This is a genomic window from Kitasatospora aureofaciens (assembly GCF_001188955.3).
In the GTDB taxonomy this organism is placed as follows: domain Bacteria; phylum Actinomycetota; class Actinomycetes; order Streptomycetales; family Streptomycetaceae; genus Kitasatospora; species Kitasatospora aureofaciens.
Map to the genome: position 1 here is coordinate 111,540 of NZ_JPRF03000017.1, position 14,281 is coordinate 125,820.

Genomic DNA, 14,281 nt, shown 5'->3' on the forward strand with positions numbered 1-14,281 from the left:
GCAGCGCTCCCGGCGTTTCCGGGGCGGGAGCGGCTCCGGGGGCCGACGCACCGTTCGGCGGCCCGATTCCAGCCCATCGGGTGACAGCAACCGCATCCAGCTGACGCAACCGGGCGCCCGGCCTTATGGTGCGCTGGATCGCCGTGCGACGGGCCGTGCGCCGGGGTCGCCGCCGGGTAGCGGCGCGCCCGCGGGGGGATGCTGGACGGCGATCGGCCGGGCGGTCGCCCGGTGCTTCGCACCGGACCGGTCCCGGGGAGCCCGGGCGGCGTCACCGGCACGACCGGGCGGCGTCACCGGGACGAGTGGAAACCGGGGCGATCCGGAACACCCGCTCGGACCGGGGCGTCGAAAATGTCAGTAGCGCCACACAGCATGCACTGCCGGGGATCGGACGCCTCCGCTTCCCGGTCGGAACTGATCGTTTCGAGTCGGCTCAGGGCCCGTAGGCGGGCGCCCGAGGGCTCCGAAGGGGGTGCCGCACCGTATGGCCGTCGACACCGCGCGCGCTCACGCCCAAGCGGTCCTGCGGGTCCGGGGCCTCGCCCTGGCCGCCGCAGTGCTGCCCACCGCCGTCGCGGTGGTCCTGCTCGCGGGCCGGTTCACCGGCCGGATCGGGGCCGCCGGATCCTCCGACGCCACCGGGTGGGACGCCGCCCGCTGGGGGGTCTGCGCGCTCGCCGCCCTCACGCTGCTGGTGGCCGGACTGACCACCCGCGCCCTGCGCCGGGCCGTCCCGCCGCAGACCCCCGCCGTGCCGGTCGAGCGCGCCGTCGCCCCCGAGCTGTACCGCCTGATCGACGAACTGGCCGACCGGCTGGACGTCCCCGCGCCCTCCGCCGTCGCCCTCACCCCGGACTGCGACAGCTGGCTGGAGGACGTCCCGCCGCCGCGGCGCCCCCACGCCCTGCGGCCGCACCCCGGGGGGCCCGCGCCGGTGCTGGTGATCGGCTCGCCCTTCCTGTGGTGGATGCGGGCCGGCGAACTGCGCGCCCTGCTCGCCCCGGTGGTGGCCGGCACCGCCGCCTCCGCGGACCCGGAGATCGCCGCCGCCCGCCGCTTCCTGCGCAGCCTGGACGCCTGCCTGGACTCCGGCCCGGGCTCGGCCCCCGGGCTCGGCGGCGCCACCCTGGCGGCCCCGCCCGCCCCACCGCGCGGCGGCCCGGCCGGGCTGGCCGACCGGATCACCCGGCGGATCACCCGCCGGTTGCTGGGCGCCTGCCGCGGCCACTCCGCCGAACTGGAGCGGTCCGTCGCGAGCTGGGCCTCCGAGGAAGCCAGGACGGTCGACTACGGCCTGCGGATCGCCGCCCAGGAGCAGGTCGGCCTGGCCTATGCGGGCTGGGACCGGCTACTCACCCGGGTCGCGCTGCCCGCCTGGCGGCTCGGCCGCCACCCCGCCCACCTGAACGCCGGCGTGGTCGCCGCGCTCACCGAGCTGTCCCGCCGCGACCGGCTGGCCGACGGCTACGGCACCCGGCTCGGCGACCGCCCCGCCTGCGACCTGCTGGAGGAGCCCGGCACGGTCGACCGGGCGGTCTCCCGGCTCGCGGCCGACCTGTTCTTCGGCCGCCCGGCGGCCGGCGCCTGGCACGAGCTGGAGTGGGCCGACTACCCGGCCGAGGTGGTGGACGCCGGCTGGCGGTCCAGGGCCGCCGCGCTGCAGGCCGCCCTGGACCGGCTGGCCCCGCAGTCCCGCCCGGGTGCCCCGACCCTCACCCGGCTGCTGGTCCGGCTCGCCGAGGGCGACGGAGAGCAGCTGGCCGCAGCCCTGGCCGCCCAGCTCGCCCGCACCACCGCCCCGGCCCCGCTGCTCGAACCCGACCGCACCGGCCGCGACCTGCTGGTCGACCACGTCACCGCGATGGTCTGCTGCGCCGCCGTGGACACCGCGGGCGGCGTTCCCGGCCTGGACTGGCTGGACGGTCCGGTGCTGCTGCTCGGCGGGGTCCGCCGCACCGACCTGGCCGCCCCGGTCGCCCAGGCCGTGGAGCAGGGCCAGGACGGCCCGCTGCGCGCCTGGCTGGACGCGGCGGAGGTCCGGCTGGAGAAACCCGTGCGCCTCTGACGCCCCGGGCGTCACCGGACCTCCGTGCGTCCCCTGGCCCCCCTGTGCGTCCCTGGCGCCCCATGCGTCCCCGGGCCTCCGGGCGGCGCTCGGCGGTCCGGCACGCGCCCCCGGGGGCCTCGGCCGCCGGTCGTCTCCGCAGGCCGGAGGCCCTGTCCCGGAGGCGTGCGAGATTCCCGACACCAATTGCTACCGTGGGGTGACGGAGCGCCAGCACCGTGTGGTGTATTAGACCGCACGCACATCCGGGGGGCACGTGCCAGCCGGACGGAAGTGCACCTGGGAGGGGCGCGTGGGGACCGAACTCAACCGCCGCTGGGAGTCGGGCACGCACGCTTACAGCGTCTCCGACCCCTTCGGCCAGGGCCCGCTGCCCTGGCTGCGCAGCCCCGACCAGTACCTGGCCGGCGCCGAGGGCGCCGTGCCCTGGTACGTCTCGGTGGACGCGCCCGGCCAGCAGCCGCTGTCGGAGGGCGTGCGGCCCAAGCCGCCGGTCGGCACCCCGCAGAGCTCCAACGACGTGGACCAGCAGATCAAGGGCTTCGCCTCGGCCGGGGTGATCCGCCCCGGCGGCTCGGTGGACTTCCGGGTCACCGTCAATCCGCCCCGCGAGTTCACTGTGGACGTCTACCGGATCGGCCACTACGGCGGTGACGGCGCCAGGCACATGACGTCCAGTCCGCTGATCGCGGGACTGGCCCAGCCCGCCCCGCTGGTCGTGGACCGGACGGTCTCCTGCCACCACTGGTGGCACTCCTGGCGGTTGCAGGTCCCGCTGCACTGGAAGCCCGGCGCGTACGTCGCCGTGCTGACCACCGCGGACATGCTGCACCGCAGCCACATCCCGTTCACCGTACGGGACTTCGCCGACCAGGGGCACACCGCCGAGCTGCTGCTGGTGCTCCCGGACGTGACCTGGCAGGCGTACAACCTGTTCCCCGAGGACGGCCGCACCGGCGCCAGCCTTTACCACGCCTGGGACGGCCGGGGCGGCCTGGTCGGCGAGTCCGAGGCGGCCGTCACGGTCTCCTTCGACCGCCCGCACGCCACCGCCGGGCTGCCGCTGCACGTCGGCCACGCGTACGACTTCATCCGCTGGGCCGAGCGCTACGGCTACGACCTCTCCTACGCCACCGCCACCGACCTGCACGCCGGCCAGGTGGACCCGTCCGAGCACCGGGCGCTGGTCTTCCCCGGGCACGACGAGTACTGGTCCGAGCCGATGCGCCGGACCGTCGAGCGGGCCCGGGACGGCGGCACCTCACTGGTCTTCCTGTCCGCCAACACCATGTACTGGCGGGTCGAGCTGTCCGCCGCCGCCTCCGGCGAGCCCAACCGGCTGCTGAACTGCCGCAAGCGGCAGAAGCCCGGTCCGGGCACTCCGGCCGCCGGGGTGCCCGGCGCGGCCAGCGCGCTCTGGCGGGACGCCGGCGAGCCCGAGCAGCACCTGCTCGGCGTGCAGTACTCGGGCCGGGTCGCCGCGCCCGTGCCGCTGGTCGCCCGGCACACCGCGCACTGGCTGTGGGACGGCACCGGGCTGCAGGAGGGCGACGAACTGCCCGGCCTGGTCGCCGGGGAGGCCGACCGGTACTACCCGAAGGTCGCGCTGCCCGAGCACACCGAGCGGGTGCTGCTGGCTCACTCGCCGTACCGGGACCTGGCCGGCCGCACCCGCTACCAGGAGACCTCGCTCTACCGGGCGCCCAGCGGCGCGTACGTCTTCGCGGCCGGCACCTTCGCCTGGTCGCCCGCCCTCGGCCGCCCCGGCCTCACCGACGAACGGGTCCAGCGGGCCACCGCCAACCTGCTGGACCGGCTCTGCAAGAACTGAGCCCCGGCTCCGCAGGAACCGGGGCCGGGCGGGCGTGAAAGACTGCGGGGGCAGTGACCTCCCCTTTCGCGGTGCCCCACGCCCGTGAACGACCCCTGAGGACTGAGACACCTTGAGCGGATTTGTCACCAAGCCCGAGCCGGTACAGGTACCCGGCCTGGTCCACCTGCACACCGGCAAGGTGCGCGACCTGTACCGCACCGGAACGGGCGAGCTGGTGATGGTCGCCAGCGACCGGATGTCCGCCCACGACTGGGTGCTTCCGAACGAGATCCCGGACAAGGGCCGGGTGCTCACCCAGCTCTCGCTGTGGTGGTTCGAGCGGATCGCCGACATCGTCCCCAACCACGTGATCTCCACCGAGGTCCCGGCCGGCGCCCCCGCCGACTGGAAGGGCCGCACGCTGATCTGCAAGAGCCTGGACATGATCCCGGTCGAGGCGGTCGCCCGCGGGTACCTGGCCGGCTCCGGCCTGACCGAGTACCGGGAGAGCCGCACGGTCTGCGGCATCGCCCTGCCGGAGGGCCTGGAGAACAGCTCCGAGCTGCCCGCCCCGATCTACACCCCGGCCCTCAAGGCCGAGGTCGGCGAGCACGACGAGAACGTCCCCTACGAGGAGACCGCCCGCCGGATCGGGGCCGAGCTGGCCGCCCAGGTGCGCCGCACCACCCTGGACGTCTACGCCCGGGCCCGGGACATCGCCCGCGACCGCGGCATCATCCTGGCCGACACCAAGTTCGAGTTCGGCCTGCTGGACGGCGAGCTGGTGATCGGCGACGAGGTGCTCACCCCGGACTCCTCCCGCTACTGGCCGGCGGACGAGTACCACCCGGGCCGCTCGCAGGCCTCCTTCGACAAGCAGCTGATCCGCGACTGGCTGGTCTCCCCTGCCTCCGGCTGGGACCGCTACAGCGAGCAGCCGCCGCCGGAGCTGCCGGCCGAGGTGGTCGAGCAGACCCGCGCCAAGTACATCGAGGTGTACGAGCGGCTGACCGGCACCAGCTGGGTCTGAGCCGCACGCGTGACGCCCGTGAGCTAGATCCACCCGTGCTCGCGGGCGATCCGCACCGCCGCGTGCCGGTTCTCCGCGCCCAGCTTGGTGGCCGCCGAGGACAGGTAGTTGCGCACGGTGCCCTGGGAGAGCGCGGCCCGTTCGGCGATCTCCGCGATCGGGGTGCCGTCCGCGGCCAGCTCCAGGACGTCCGTCTCGCGCGGGGTCAGCGGGGTCTCCCCGGCGCTGATCGCGTCCGCCGCCAGCTCCGGGTCCACGTACCGGCCGCCGGAGCGCACGGTGCGGATGATGCCGGCCAGGTCGGCCGCCGAGACGGTCTTCGGCAGGAAGCCCCGGACCCCGACCTCCAGCGCCCGCTTGAGGTAGCCGGGGCGGCCGTGGCCGGTGACGATCATGCAGCGGCAGTCCGGCAGCAGCCGGCGCAGCTCGGTGGCCACCTCGATGCCGTCCTGGCCGGGCATCTGCAGGTCCAGCACCGCGATGTCCGGCCGCTGGGCCCGGGCCATCGCCAGCGCCTCGGGGCCGGATCCGGCCTGGGCGACCACCTCGATGTCGTCCTCCAGGGAGAGCAGCGCGGCCAGCGCACCGCGGATCAGGTGCTCGTCGTCGGCGAGCAGGACGCGGACGGGCGCGGTGTTCTCGGTCATCGGAAGGCCTCTCTCAGCCCGGCAGCGGGACGGTGGCGAGCATCCGGAAGGTACCGGGTGCGGTGGTCGGGACGGTCAGCTCCCCGTCGTGGGCGGCCAGCCGCTCGCGCAGGCCGTGCAGCCCGGTGCCGCCGCCCTGGGAGGGGAGCGGTACGGCGGGCACCCCGTCGTTCTCCAGCTCCAGCACCGCCCGGCCGTCCTCCTGCCGCAGCCGGATCAGGCAGCGGGCGGCCTCGCTGTGCCGCAGCACATTGGTGGTGGACTCGCGGATCACCCAGCCGAGCACCGACTGCACCTGCGGTGGCAGCCGGTCGGGCTCCTCACCGAGGTCGATGTCGCAGTGGATGTCGGCGGCACGCAGCACCGCCCGGGCACCGATCGCCTCGGCGTGCAGGTCGGCGGTGCGGTAGCCACGGATGACGTCCCGGACCTCGCGCTGCGACTCCTGGGCGATCTTCTGCACCTCGGCCATCTGCTCGGCCGCCTCCGGGCGTCCGCGCCGGGCGAGCTGGACGGCGAGCTCGCTCTTCAGCGCGATGGTGGTGAGGTTGCGGCCCATCACGTCGTGCAGGTCGCGGGAGAAGCGCAGCCGTTCCTCGGCGACGGCCAGCCGGGACTGCGCCTCACGGGCGGCGTCCAGTTCCCAGACGATGGCGGTGAGCCAGGCGAAGCTGCGGCAGCTGGCCCCGAGGAAGGCCATGGCGACCGTCATGACCATCAGGAATCCGGTGGCCGTGGCCGCGCCGACCCCGGCCAGCACCATGGCCGGGACGACCGCCACCACCATGCCGAGTCCGGCGGGGGCGGACCAGCGCGGGGGCAGTCCCACGCACACCGGGCAGAAGCCGAAGATCAGCAGGTAGCCGGCGACGAGCGCGGTGAACGGGAACTGCACCGGCTTCGCCGTCATGTCGCCGGCCGGTCCCACCAGCATGACCGCCCAGGAACCGGCCACCACCAGACCGACGGTGAGGACGATCCAGCGTCGGTGCTCGGCGGGCCGCCGCAGGTAGTGGTCGAGGGTCACCCGGAAGGTCCGCAGCAGCACCAGGGTGGTGGCAAGGCCGATCAGGAGGGACACCTGGACCGCGGAGGAGTGTCCGGCCGCTCCGCTGCCGGTGCCGATGGCGAAGAGCACTCCGGGCATGAGGAACACGGCCATCAGGTAGAGGGACCAGCGGAGGTAGTACTCGGTGCGCTGCGGCTTGCTGAGACGCCGCCAGTTGCGCAGCGGTGACCGCATTCCCAATTCTTCCGCCCCCATTCGACCATGATCATGCTTTCCGCCTTCATATCAGAGGTCGAAGCGGGGGCGGTCCTTCGGATTCCTTTCCACTGCGGTCAGCGGCGCGGCTCCCAGCGGAAGTAGCGCACCGCGCCCCAGACCGCCAGGCCGAGCCAGACGGCGCCGGTGACCAGGTGCGGGGCGGCGGCGCCCCAGCTGCCGAGGAAGTCGGTCGCGGCGGCGGAGCCGTCGGTGCCGAACCAGCCGACCCGGATCAGCTGGAAGGCCGGGGTGGTCGGCAGCAGGCGGCAGACGTCGGCCAGCTGTGAGGGCATGACCTCCAGCGGGAAGTACAGGCCGGAGCCGAACTGCATCACCAGCATGACGGGCAGGGTGGTGATGCCCGCGCTCTCCACGGTCTTGGTGAAGGCACTGGACAGCGCGGCCAGGGCGATCATGGTGGCCAGCAGCATCAGCAGGCCGACCAGCATCAACACCGGGTTGACCGGGACGGCCAGGTGCAGGCCGAGGCTGCCGCCGATCCCGATCAGGGCGGCCATGAACAGCCCGAGGACGAGCGAGGGGACGGCGGTGCCGAGCAGGATCTCCAGGTCCCTGGCCTCGCCGGTGCGCAGCCGCTTGAGCACCAGCTCGCCGCGCCGCCCCACGTACGCGGCGGTCAGGTTGTAGTACACGACGAAGGCCAGGACCATCCCGACCGAGCCGTAGACCAGCAGCGAGTGGACGTCCAGCCCGGGGTTGTCCTCGGACTGCTTCTTGAGCAGCCCGTGGAGGGTGCTGATCAGCACCACCGGCAGCACCACGGCGGTGAACAGCGCGGCGCGGTTGCGCAGCAGCAGGGTGGCCTCGGCCCGCCCGAGGGCGAGCAGCCGGCCGGCGGTGGTGCTCTGCGGGCCGGTGACGGTGGCGGGGGCGGGAGCGGCGGTGGTCATCGGGCGGATCCGATCAGGCGGCGGCGGGCGGGACGGGCGGCGGCGGGGGTCTGCGGCGGGGCCTGGTGGGCGGCCTCGGAGGCGATGGCGAGGAAGGCCTCCTCGAGCGAGGCGCTGCGGGCGTCCAGGGCGCCGAGTGCGATCCCGTGGTGCCGGGCCCAGCCGAGCAGGTCGGTCAGGGTGTCCTGGAGGCCGGTGCTCTGCACGGTGACCTTGCGGCCGTCGACGGTGACCTCGGCGCCGGGCAGGACGGGCAGTGCGGCCCCGGTGAACTCCGGGAGCTCGAAGGTGATCCGGGAGGGCCGTCCGGCGATCACCTCGGCGACGGTGCCGGTGGTGACGACCCGGCCGCCGTGCATGATGGCCAGCCGGTCGGCGAGCTCCTCGGCCTCCTCCAGGTAGTGGGTGGTGAGCAGCACCGTGGTGCCCTGGGCGCGCAGCTCGCGGACCAGCCGCCAGACGGCGGTCCGGGCCTCCGGGTCGAGGCCGGTGCTGGGCTCGTCCAGGAAGAGCACCTCGGGGCGGCCGAGCAGGGCCATCGCGAGGTCGAGCCGGCGCCGTTCGCCGCCGGACAGCTGCTTGACCCGGACGCCGGCCCGGTGGCCGAGGCCGACCAGCTCCAGGGCCTCCGCGACCGGGCGGGCGCCGCTGGTCACCCCGGCCCAGGCGCGGCCGGTCTCGGCGGCGGTGAGCTCGCCGGGGAAGCCGCCCTCCTGGAGCATGACGCCGATCCGCGGCCGGACGGTGGCGCGCTCCTCGAAGGGGTCGTGGCCGAGCACCCGGACGGTGCCGCCGCTGGGTGCGGCCAGTCCTTCGATGACCTCCAGGGTGGAGGTCTTGCCGGCGCCGTTGGTGCCGAGCAGGGCGAACAGCTCGCCGCGGCCGACGGTGAGGTCGACGCCGCGGACGGCGTGGTACTCGGTGGCGCCGGTGCCGTAGTGGCGGTGCAGGTCGGTGACCTCGATCACGCTGTCGCCGGGGCGGCCGGGCTTGCTCGTTTCCATGCCCCCAGCCTTCCGCCGCCCCGGGCCCGGGGGCAGTGCGCGCCGTCACGGGTCGGCAGTGCGGATCCACGGGTCGGCGATGACAAATGTCATGGGGGGAAGGGGGAATGGGGGAAGCCGGAATACGTCGAAGGCCCCCTCGATCGAGGGGGCCTTCGCTCTGGAGCGGACGACGAGATTCGAACTCGCGACCCTCACCTTGGCAAGGTGATGCTCTACCAACTGAGCCACGTCCGCATGGTCAAACTATTGAGTTGTGCTGTGCTCGCGCACTGCGAGCGGACGACGAGATTCGAACTCGCGACCCTCACCTTGGCAAGGTGATGCTCTACCAACTGAGCCACGTCCGCATGGTGCCTGGTGGGGCACCCGCCGCCTCTTCGGATCTCTCCGTTGCGGCGACGAGGAATACTCTACAGCATCGTTCGGGGTGGTCGCCCCACCCTTTCGGTCCGGGCGGGCGGGGCGACCGGGGCGGGGCCCCGACGGGGTCAGTTCGCCTCGGCGAAGGCCTCGTACACGTGCTTGGGGATCCGGCCGCGGGCCGGCAGTTCCATGCCGCGCGACAGGGCCCAGGCGCGCACGGCGGCCGGGTCCGGGGTGAGCGCGGTGCGGCGGAAGGACTTTCCGGTACGGCTCTGGCGCCGGCCGGCCGCGACGAACGGGGCGAGGGCCTCCCGCAGCTTTTCCGCGTTGTCCACGGACAGGTCGATCTCGTACGACTTCCCGTCGACGCCGAAGTGGACGGTTTCTGCGGCGGCGCCGCCGTCCAGGTCGTCGGAGAGCGTGACAACTACACGCTGAGCCATGGGTGTCAATCCTCTCGGGCAATTCGGCCGCCGGTTCACGGAGTGTGCCCCGTGGCCTGATGTGCACCAACTCGCGCAAGCGCACACGGGCAGGCCTGGTGGCCCGCCGGATACGCAGCACTTGCCGCGACAGGTGGCCCTATTCTGCACCCGAAGGGGGTCGAAATCGAAGAGTCCGGCATTCTTTTCCGGATATTCACGAGTCTTCGCGGGACTGCCGGATACCGATGCGCGGGACGGGCGGTTCTGTCCCCAAGTGCCGTATTCGGGTGTTCTCCGGGGGTTCCCCTTCGGGGCCGCGAATCCCCGGAAACGGGCCGGTCCGGGCGGGGGGTGGGGGCGCTGGATCCCTTGTGGCGTAAGGGTCCTGGGTCTACGCGCGTCACTCTCCCCGGCCAGCAATCCTCCCCCGAACGGCCGGTAGTCTGGAGTTCCCCCGCCTCACCGAAGACACCACCGGGAGTGCCAGTGGCACGCGTCGTAGTCGACGTCATGCTCAAGCCGGAGATCCTCGACCCCCAGGGACAGGCGGTGCAGCGTGCACTGCCCCGTCTCGGATTCACCGGGATCGCCGACGTCCGCCAGGGCAAGCGTTTCGAGCTGGAGCTGGAGGGCCCGGTCGACGACGCCGCGCTCGCCCGTATCCGTGAAGCCGCCGAGACCTTTCTCGCCAACACCGTGATCGAGGACTTCACCGTCCGCGTCGAGGAGGCGGCGAAGTGACCACCCGCATCGGCGTCGTCACTTTCCCCGGCTCGCTCGACGACCGCGACGCCCAGCGCGCGGTCCGCCTGGCCGGCGCGGAGCCGGTCGCCCTCTGGCACCGTGACAAGGATCTCCACCAGGTCGACGCCGTCGTCCTGCCCGGCGGATTCAGTTACGGCGACTATCTGCGCTGCGGCGCGATCTCCCGCTTCTCGCCGGTGATGGAGACCGTCATCGAGCAGGCCAAGCTCGGAATGCCGGTCCTGGGTATCTGCAACGGCTTCCAGGTGCTGTGCGAATCCCACCTGCTGCCCGGCGCGCTCACCCGGAACGACTCGCTGCACTTCGTCTGCCGCGACCAGAAGCTGCGCATCGAGAACGCGGAGACGGCCTGGACCGGGGATTACTCGGCGGGCCAGGAAATCGTCGTCCCGCTGAAGAACGGCGAGGGCCGCTTCGTCGCGGACGCTCACGTCCTGGACGAACTGGAGGCGGAGGGCCGGGTCGTGGCCCGGTACCTGGCCGGCGGCAACGCCGCTGACGGGTACGGCAACCCGAACGGTTCGTACCGCGACATCGCCGGCATCACCAACGCCGCCGGCAATGTCGTCGGCCTGATGCCGCACCCGGAGCACGCCGTGGAGCCGCTCACCGGTCCGACCACCGAGGGCCTGGGCTTCTTCACTTCCGTACTGAAGCAGCTGGTGAACGCCTGATGAGCCTCGACACCGTCAAGAACGCCGAGCAGACCCCGGACGCCGCCCAGCCGTGGGCCGAGCTCGGCCTCAAGGAGGACGAGTACGCGCGCATCCGGGAGATTCTCGGCCGCCGCCCGACCGGCGCCGAACTCGCGATGTACTCGGTCATGTGGTCCGAGCACTGTTCGTACAAGAGCAGCAAGGTCCACCTGAAGCAGTTCGGCGAGAAGAAGCCCGATTCGGACGCGATGCTCGTCGGCATCGGCGAGAACGCCGGTGTGGTCGACGTCGGCCAGGGCTACGCGGTGACCTTCAAGGTCGAGTCGCACAACCACCCGTCGTACATCGAGCCCTACCAGGGCGCGGCCACCGGTATCGGCGGCATCGTGCGCGACATCCTGGCGATGGGCGCCCGTCCGGTCGCCGTGATGGACCCGCTGCGCTTCGGTGCGGCCGACCACCCGGACACCCGGCGCGTGCTGCCCGGCATCGTCGCGGGCATCGGCGGCTACGGCAACTGCCTGGGCCTGCCGAACATCGGCGGCGAGGTCGTCTTCGACTCCTGCTACCAGGGCAACCCGCTGGTCAACGCGCTGTGCGTGGGGGTCATGAAGCACGAGGACATCCACCTCGCGCAGGCCTCCGGCGCCGGCAACAAGGTCATCCTGTACGGCGCCCGCACCGGCGGCGACGGCATCGGCGGAGTCTCGGTGCTGGCCTCCGAGACCTTCGACGACACCAAGCCGACCAAGCGCCCGGCCGTCCAGGTCGGCGACCCGTTCCAGGAGAAGCTCCTGATCGAGTGCACCCTGGAGATCTTCCGGGAGAAGCTCGTCAAGGGCATCCAGGACCTCGGCGGCGCCGGTCTGTCCTGCGCCACCAGCGAGCTGGCCTCGGCCGGCTCCGGCGGCATGCGGATCGACCTCGACACGGTGCACCTGCGCGACCACACGCTCTCGCCGGAGGAGATCCTCATGAGCGAGTCGCAGGAGCGCATGTGCGCGATCGTCGAGCCCGACAAGGTCGCCCGCTTCCTGGAGATCTGCGAGAAGTGGGACGTCATCGCCAACGTCATCGGTGAGGTCACCGACGGCGAGCGCCTGGAGATCTTCTGGCACGGCGAGCTCGTGGTGGACGTGCCCCCGCGCACCGTCGCCCACGAGGGCCCGACCTACCAGCGCCCCTACGCCCGCCCGAGCTGGCAGGACGCGCTGCAGGCCGACGCCCCCACCGCCGAGCGGCTGGCCCGCCCGACCACCGGCGAGGGCCTCAAGGCCGACCTGCTGAAGGTCGCGAGCCACCCGAACCAGGCCTCCAAGTCCTGGATCACCGACCAGTACGACCGCTACGTGCTCGGCAACACCGTGCTCTCGCACGGCGAAGACTCGGGCATGATCCGGATCGACGACGAGACCAACCTCGGCGTCTCGGTCGCCACCGACGGCAACGGCCGCTACGCCAAGCTGGACCCGTACACCGGCGCCCAGCTGGCCCTGGCCGAGGCGTACCGCAACGTCGCGGCCGGCGGCGCCAAGCCGCTCGCCGTCTCCGACTGCCTCAACTTCGGCTCCCCCGAGGACCCGGACGTGATGTGGCAGTTCGCCGAGGCGACCCGCGGCCTGGCCGACGCCTGCCTGGTGCTCGGCACCCCGGTCACCGGCGGCAACGTCTCGCTCTACAACCAGACCGGCGAGGTCGCCATCCACCCGACCCCGGTGGTCGCGGTGCTCGGCGTCATCGACGACGTCACCCGGCGCACCCCGGTCGCCTTCGCCGAGGAGGGGCAGCTGCTCTACCTGCTCGGCGACACGGCGGACGAGCTCGGCGGCTCGGCCTGGTCGCAGGTCGTCCACGACCACCTCGGCGGCCTGCCGCCCAAGGTGGACCTGGAGCGCGAGCGGCTGCTCGGCGAGATCCTCATCTCGGCCTCCCGCGACGGCATGATCGACGCCGCGCACGACCTGTCCGACGGCGGCCTCGGCCAGGCGCTCGTGGAGAGCTGCCTCAAGGGCGGCCACGGCGCGCGGATCGTCGTGCCCGAGGGCACGGACCCGTTCGTGTTCCTGTTCTCGGAGTCGGCCGGCCGCGCCGTCGTGGCGGTGCCGCGCAGCGAGGAGCTCCGCTTCAACGACATGTGCACCGCGCGTGGCCTGCCGGCCACCCGGATCGGTGTCGTGGACGGCGACGCCCTGGACGTCCAGGGGCAGTTCACCGTCTCGCTGGCCGAGCTGAAGGACGCCCACACCGGCGTCATCGAGGCCCTGCTGGCCTGACCGGCCCGCTCCGGGGGGCGGACGGTTCCGTTGGAACCGTCCGCCCCCGTCGTATGTTGGGCCCCATGCCTCCCAAGTCCCGTACGTACCAGCCGCAGAAGGTCCGCGCCGCGCTGGCCGCCCAGAGCGAGTCGCTCCGTGCCGTCGTCCACGGCCTCACGGCCGACCAGTTGGAGCGGCCGACCCGGCTCGGCACCTGGCGGGTCCGGGAGTTGCTGACGCACCTGAGCCTGGCGCTGGGCCACCTGGCCGCCGCGGTGGGCACCCCGGCACCGGACGGGCCGGTGCTCTCGCTGGCCGGCTACGCGGAGTTGAGCGGGACGATGGCCGCGGCCGTCGACAGCGCGGTGACGGAGCACGCGGCGACCGGGTTCGCCGGCCCGCCCGCGGAGGTGGCCGCCGCGTTCGACCGGTCGCTCGACGCCGTACGGGCCGTGCTCGACCGGCCTGCCGGGGCGGAGCGGGAGCCGACCGCCGTCGTGGTCGGTCGGCGGATGCTCCTGACCGACTACCTGGTGACCAGGCTGGTCGAGGCCGTGGTGCACGCCGACGACCTGGCCGACGCGCTGGGCCTGGACACCTTCCCGCACGACCGCCAGGCCCTCGCCGCCGTCACCCGGATGCTGGCCGACGCCTTCGCCGACCGGGTGCCCGGCGGCGCGGTCGAGCTGCGGATCCCGCCGTACGCGGTCGTCCAGGCCGTCCCGGGGCCCAAGCACACCCGGGGCACCCCGCCGAACGTGGTCGAGACCGACCCGCTGACCTGGATCCGGCTGGCCACCGGCCGGATGCCCTGGGCGGCGGCGGTGGCGGACCACGCGGTGGCCGCCTCGGGGGAGCGCAGCGACCTGGGGGAGTACCTGCCGGTCCTGGGCTAGCGGCTGGTCCGTGAGCCGGCCGACCAGCCCTTGAGCTGCCCGGCCAGGGCTTCGGCGGCCTTGCGCAGCGGTTCGCCGGCCAGGGCCGGGTCCTGGGCCGCCTGCCCGCCGGTGGTGTTCTGGTCGAGCACCAGCACCAGGTCTCAACTCCGTTGCGCTCCGGGACGGCTGCGGCACG

At 73.2% G+C, this 14,281-nt stretch carries 13 protein-coding genes and 2 tRNA genes; 7 read left to right on the forward strand and 8 right to left on the reverse strand.

Translation table 11 applies throughout. The annotated features are described in order from the left end of the window. The first annotated feature begins 487 nt into the window (after positions 1-487). The 3 genes from HS99_RS10300 (at position 488) to HS99_RS10310 (ending at position 4,911) form a co-directional block, all read left to right on the forward strand. Positions 488-2,068, forward strand: a complete 1,581-nt coding sequence (locus HS99_RS10300) for a M48 family metalloprotease (protein WP_030552064.1) — start codon at positions 488-490, stop codon at positions 2,066-2,068. Positions 2,069-2,360: 292 nt separating this feature from the next. Further along, on the forward strand, positions 2,361-3,899 hold the full coding sequence (locus HS99_RS10305) for a N,N-dimethylformamidase beta subunit family domain-containing protein (protein WP_030278324.1): 1,539 nt from the start codon (positions 2,361-2,363) through the stop codon (positions 3,897-3,899). 112 nt (positions 3,900-4,011) lie between these two features. Further along, positions 4,012-4,911, forward strand: a complete 900-nt coding sequence (locus HS99_RS10310; protein ID WP_030278326.1) for a phosphoribosylaminoimidazolesuccinocarboxamide synthase — start codon at positions 4,012-4,014, stop codon at positions 4,909-4,911. A gap of 23 nt (positions 4,912-4,934) precedes the next feature. Here HS99_RS10310 and HS99_RS10315 read toward each other — a convergent pair whose 3' ends face one another. The 7 genes from HS99_RS10315 to HS99_RS10345 all read right to left on the reverse strand — a co-directional run bounded on the left by HS99_RS10315 (position 4,935) and on the right by HS99_RS10345 (position 9,549). Next, entirely contained in the window at positions 4,935-5,558 is a 624-nt protein-coding gene (locus HS99_RS10315; protein WP_030552063.1) for a response regulator transcription factor, read from the reverse strand. 13 nt (positions 5,559-5,571) lie between these two features. After that, a complete protein-coding gene (locus tag HS99_RS10320; protein WP_030552062.1) occupies positions 5,572-6,801 on the reverse strand; it encodes a sensor histidine kinase in 1,230 nt (409 codons plus the stop codon). A 98-nt stretch (positions 6,802-6,899) separates the two neighbouring features. Beyond that, positions 6,900-7,736 (reverse strand): ABC transporter permease, encoded by an 837-nt coding sequence (locus HS99_RS10325; protein ID WP_030278333.1) that lies wholly within the window; start codon positions 7,734-7,736, stop codon positions 6,900-6,902. Next, positions 7,733-8,740 (reverse strand): ABC transporter ATP-binding protein, encoded by a 1,008-nt coding sequence (locus HS99_RS10330; RefSeq protein WP_030552061.1) that lies wholly within the window; start codon positions 8,738-8,740, stop codon positions 7,733-7,735. Before HS99_RS10330 ends, HS99_RS10325 begins: the two co-directional genes overlap by 4 nt. Positions 8,741-8,901: 161 nt before the next feature. Next, positions 8,902-8,977, reverse strand: a tRNA-Gly gene (locus tag HS99_RS10335). A 40-nt stretch (positions 8,978-9,017) separates the two neighbouring features. After that, positions 9,018-9,090, reverse strand: a tRNA-Gly gene (locus HS99_RS10340). Between the two features lie 141 nt (positions 9,091-9,231). Further along, entirely contained in the window at positions 9,232-9,549 is a 318-nt protein-coding gene (locus HS99_RS10345; protein WP_030056585.1) for a histone-like nucleoid-structuring protein Lsr2, read from the reverse strand. Between the two features lie 468 nt (positions 9,550-10,017). Between HS99_RS10345 and purS the strand changes: the two genes are divergently transcribed. The 4 genes from purS to HS99_RS10365 all read left to right on the forward strand — a co-directional run bounded on the left by purS (position 10,018) and on the right by HS99_RS10365 (position 14,103). Further along, a complete protein-coding gene (gene purS / locus HS99_RS10350; protein WP_030278336.1) occupies positions 10,018-10,272 on the forward strand; it encodes a phosphoribosylformylglycinamidine synthase subunit PurS in 255 nt (84 codons plus the stop codon). Next, positions 10,269-10,970: a phosphoribosylformylglycinamidine synthase subunit PurQ gene (gene purQ, locus HS99_RS10355; RefSeq protein ID WP_030278338.1), complete on the forward strand. Its 702-nt coding sequence runs from the start codon at positions 10,269-10,271 to the stop codon at positions 10,968-10,970. The genes purS and purQ overlap by 4 nt, the downstream gene beginning before the upstream one ends. Beyond that, positions 10,970-13,225 (forward strand): phosphoribosylformylglycinamidine synthase subunit PurL, encoded by a 2,256-nt coding sequence (gene purL, locus HS99_RS10360; RefSeq protein WP_030278340.1) that lies wholly within the window; start codon positions 10,970-10,972, stop codon positions 13,223-13,225. The genes purQ and purL overlap by 1 nt, the downstream gene beginning before the upstream one ends. A 65-nt stretch (positions 13,226-13,290) precedes the next feature. Beyond that, entirely contained in the window at positions 13,291-14,103 is an 813-nt protein-coding gene (locus HS99_RS10365) for a maleylpyruvate isomerase family mycothiol-dependent enzyme (RefSeq protein ID WP_030552060.1), read from the forward strand. Here HS99_RS10365 and HS99_RS44745 read toward each other — a convergent pair. Further along, positions 14,100-14,240 (reverse strand): hypothetical protein, encoded by a 141-nt coding sequence (locus HS99_RS44745; RefSeq protein ID WP_157846548.1) that lies wholly within the window; start codon positions 14,238-14,240, stop codon positions 14,100-14,102. The two genes, HS99_RS10365 and HS99_RS44745, sit on opposite strands and share 4 nt — an antisense overlap. Positions 14,241-14,281 lie beyond the last annotated feature (41 nt).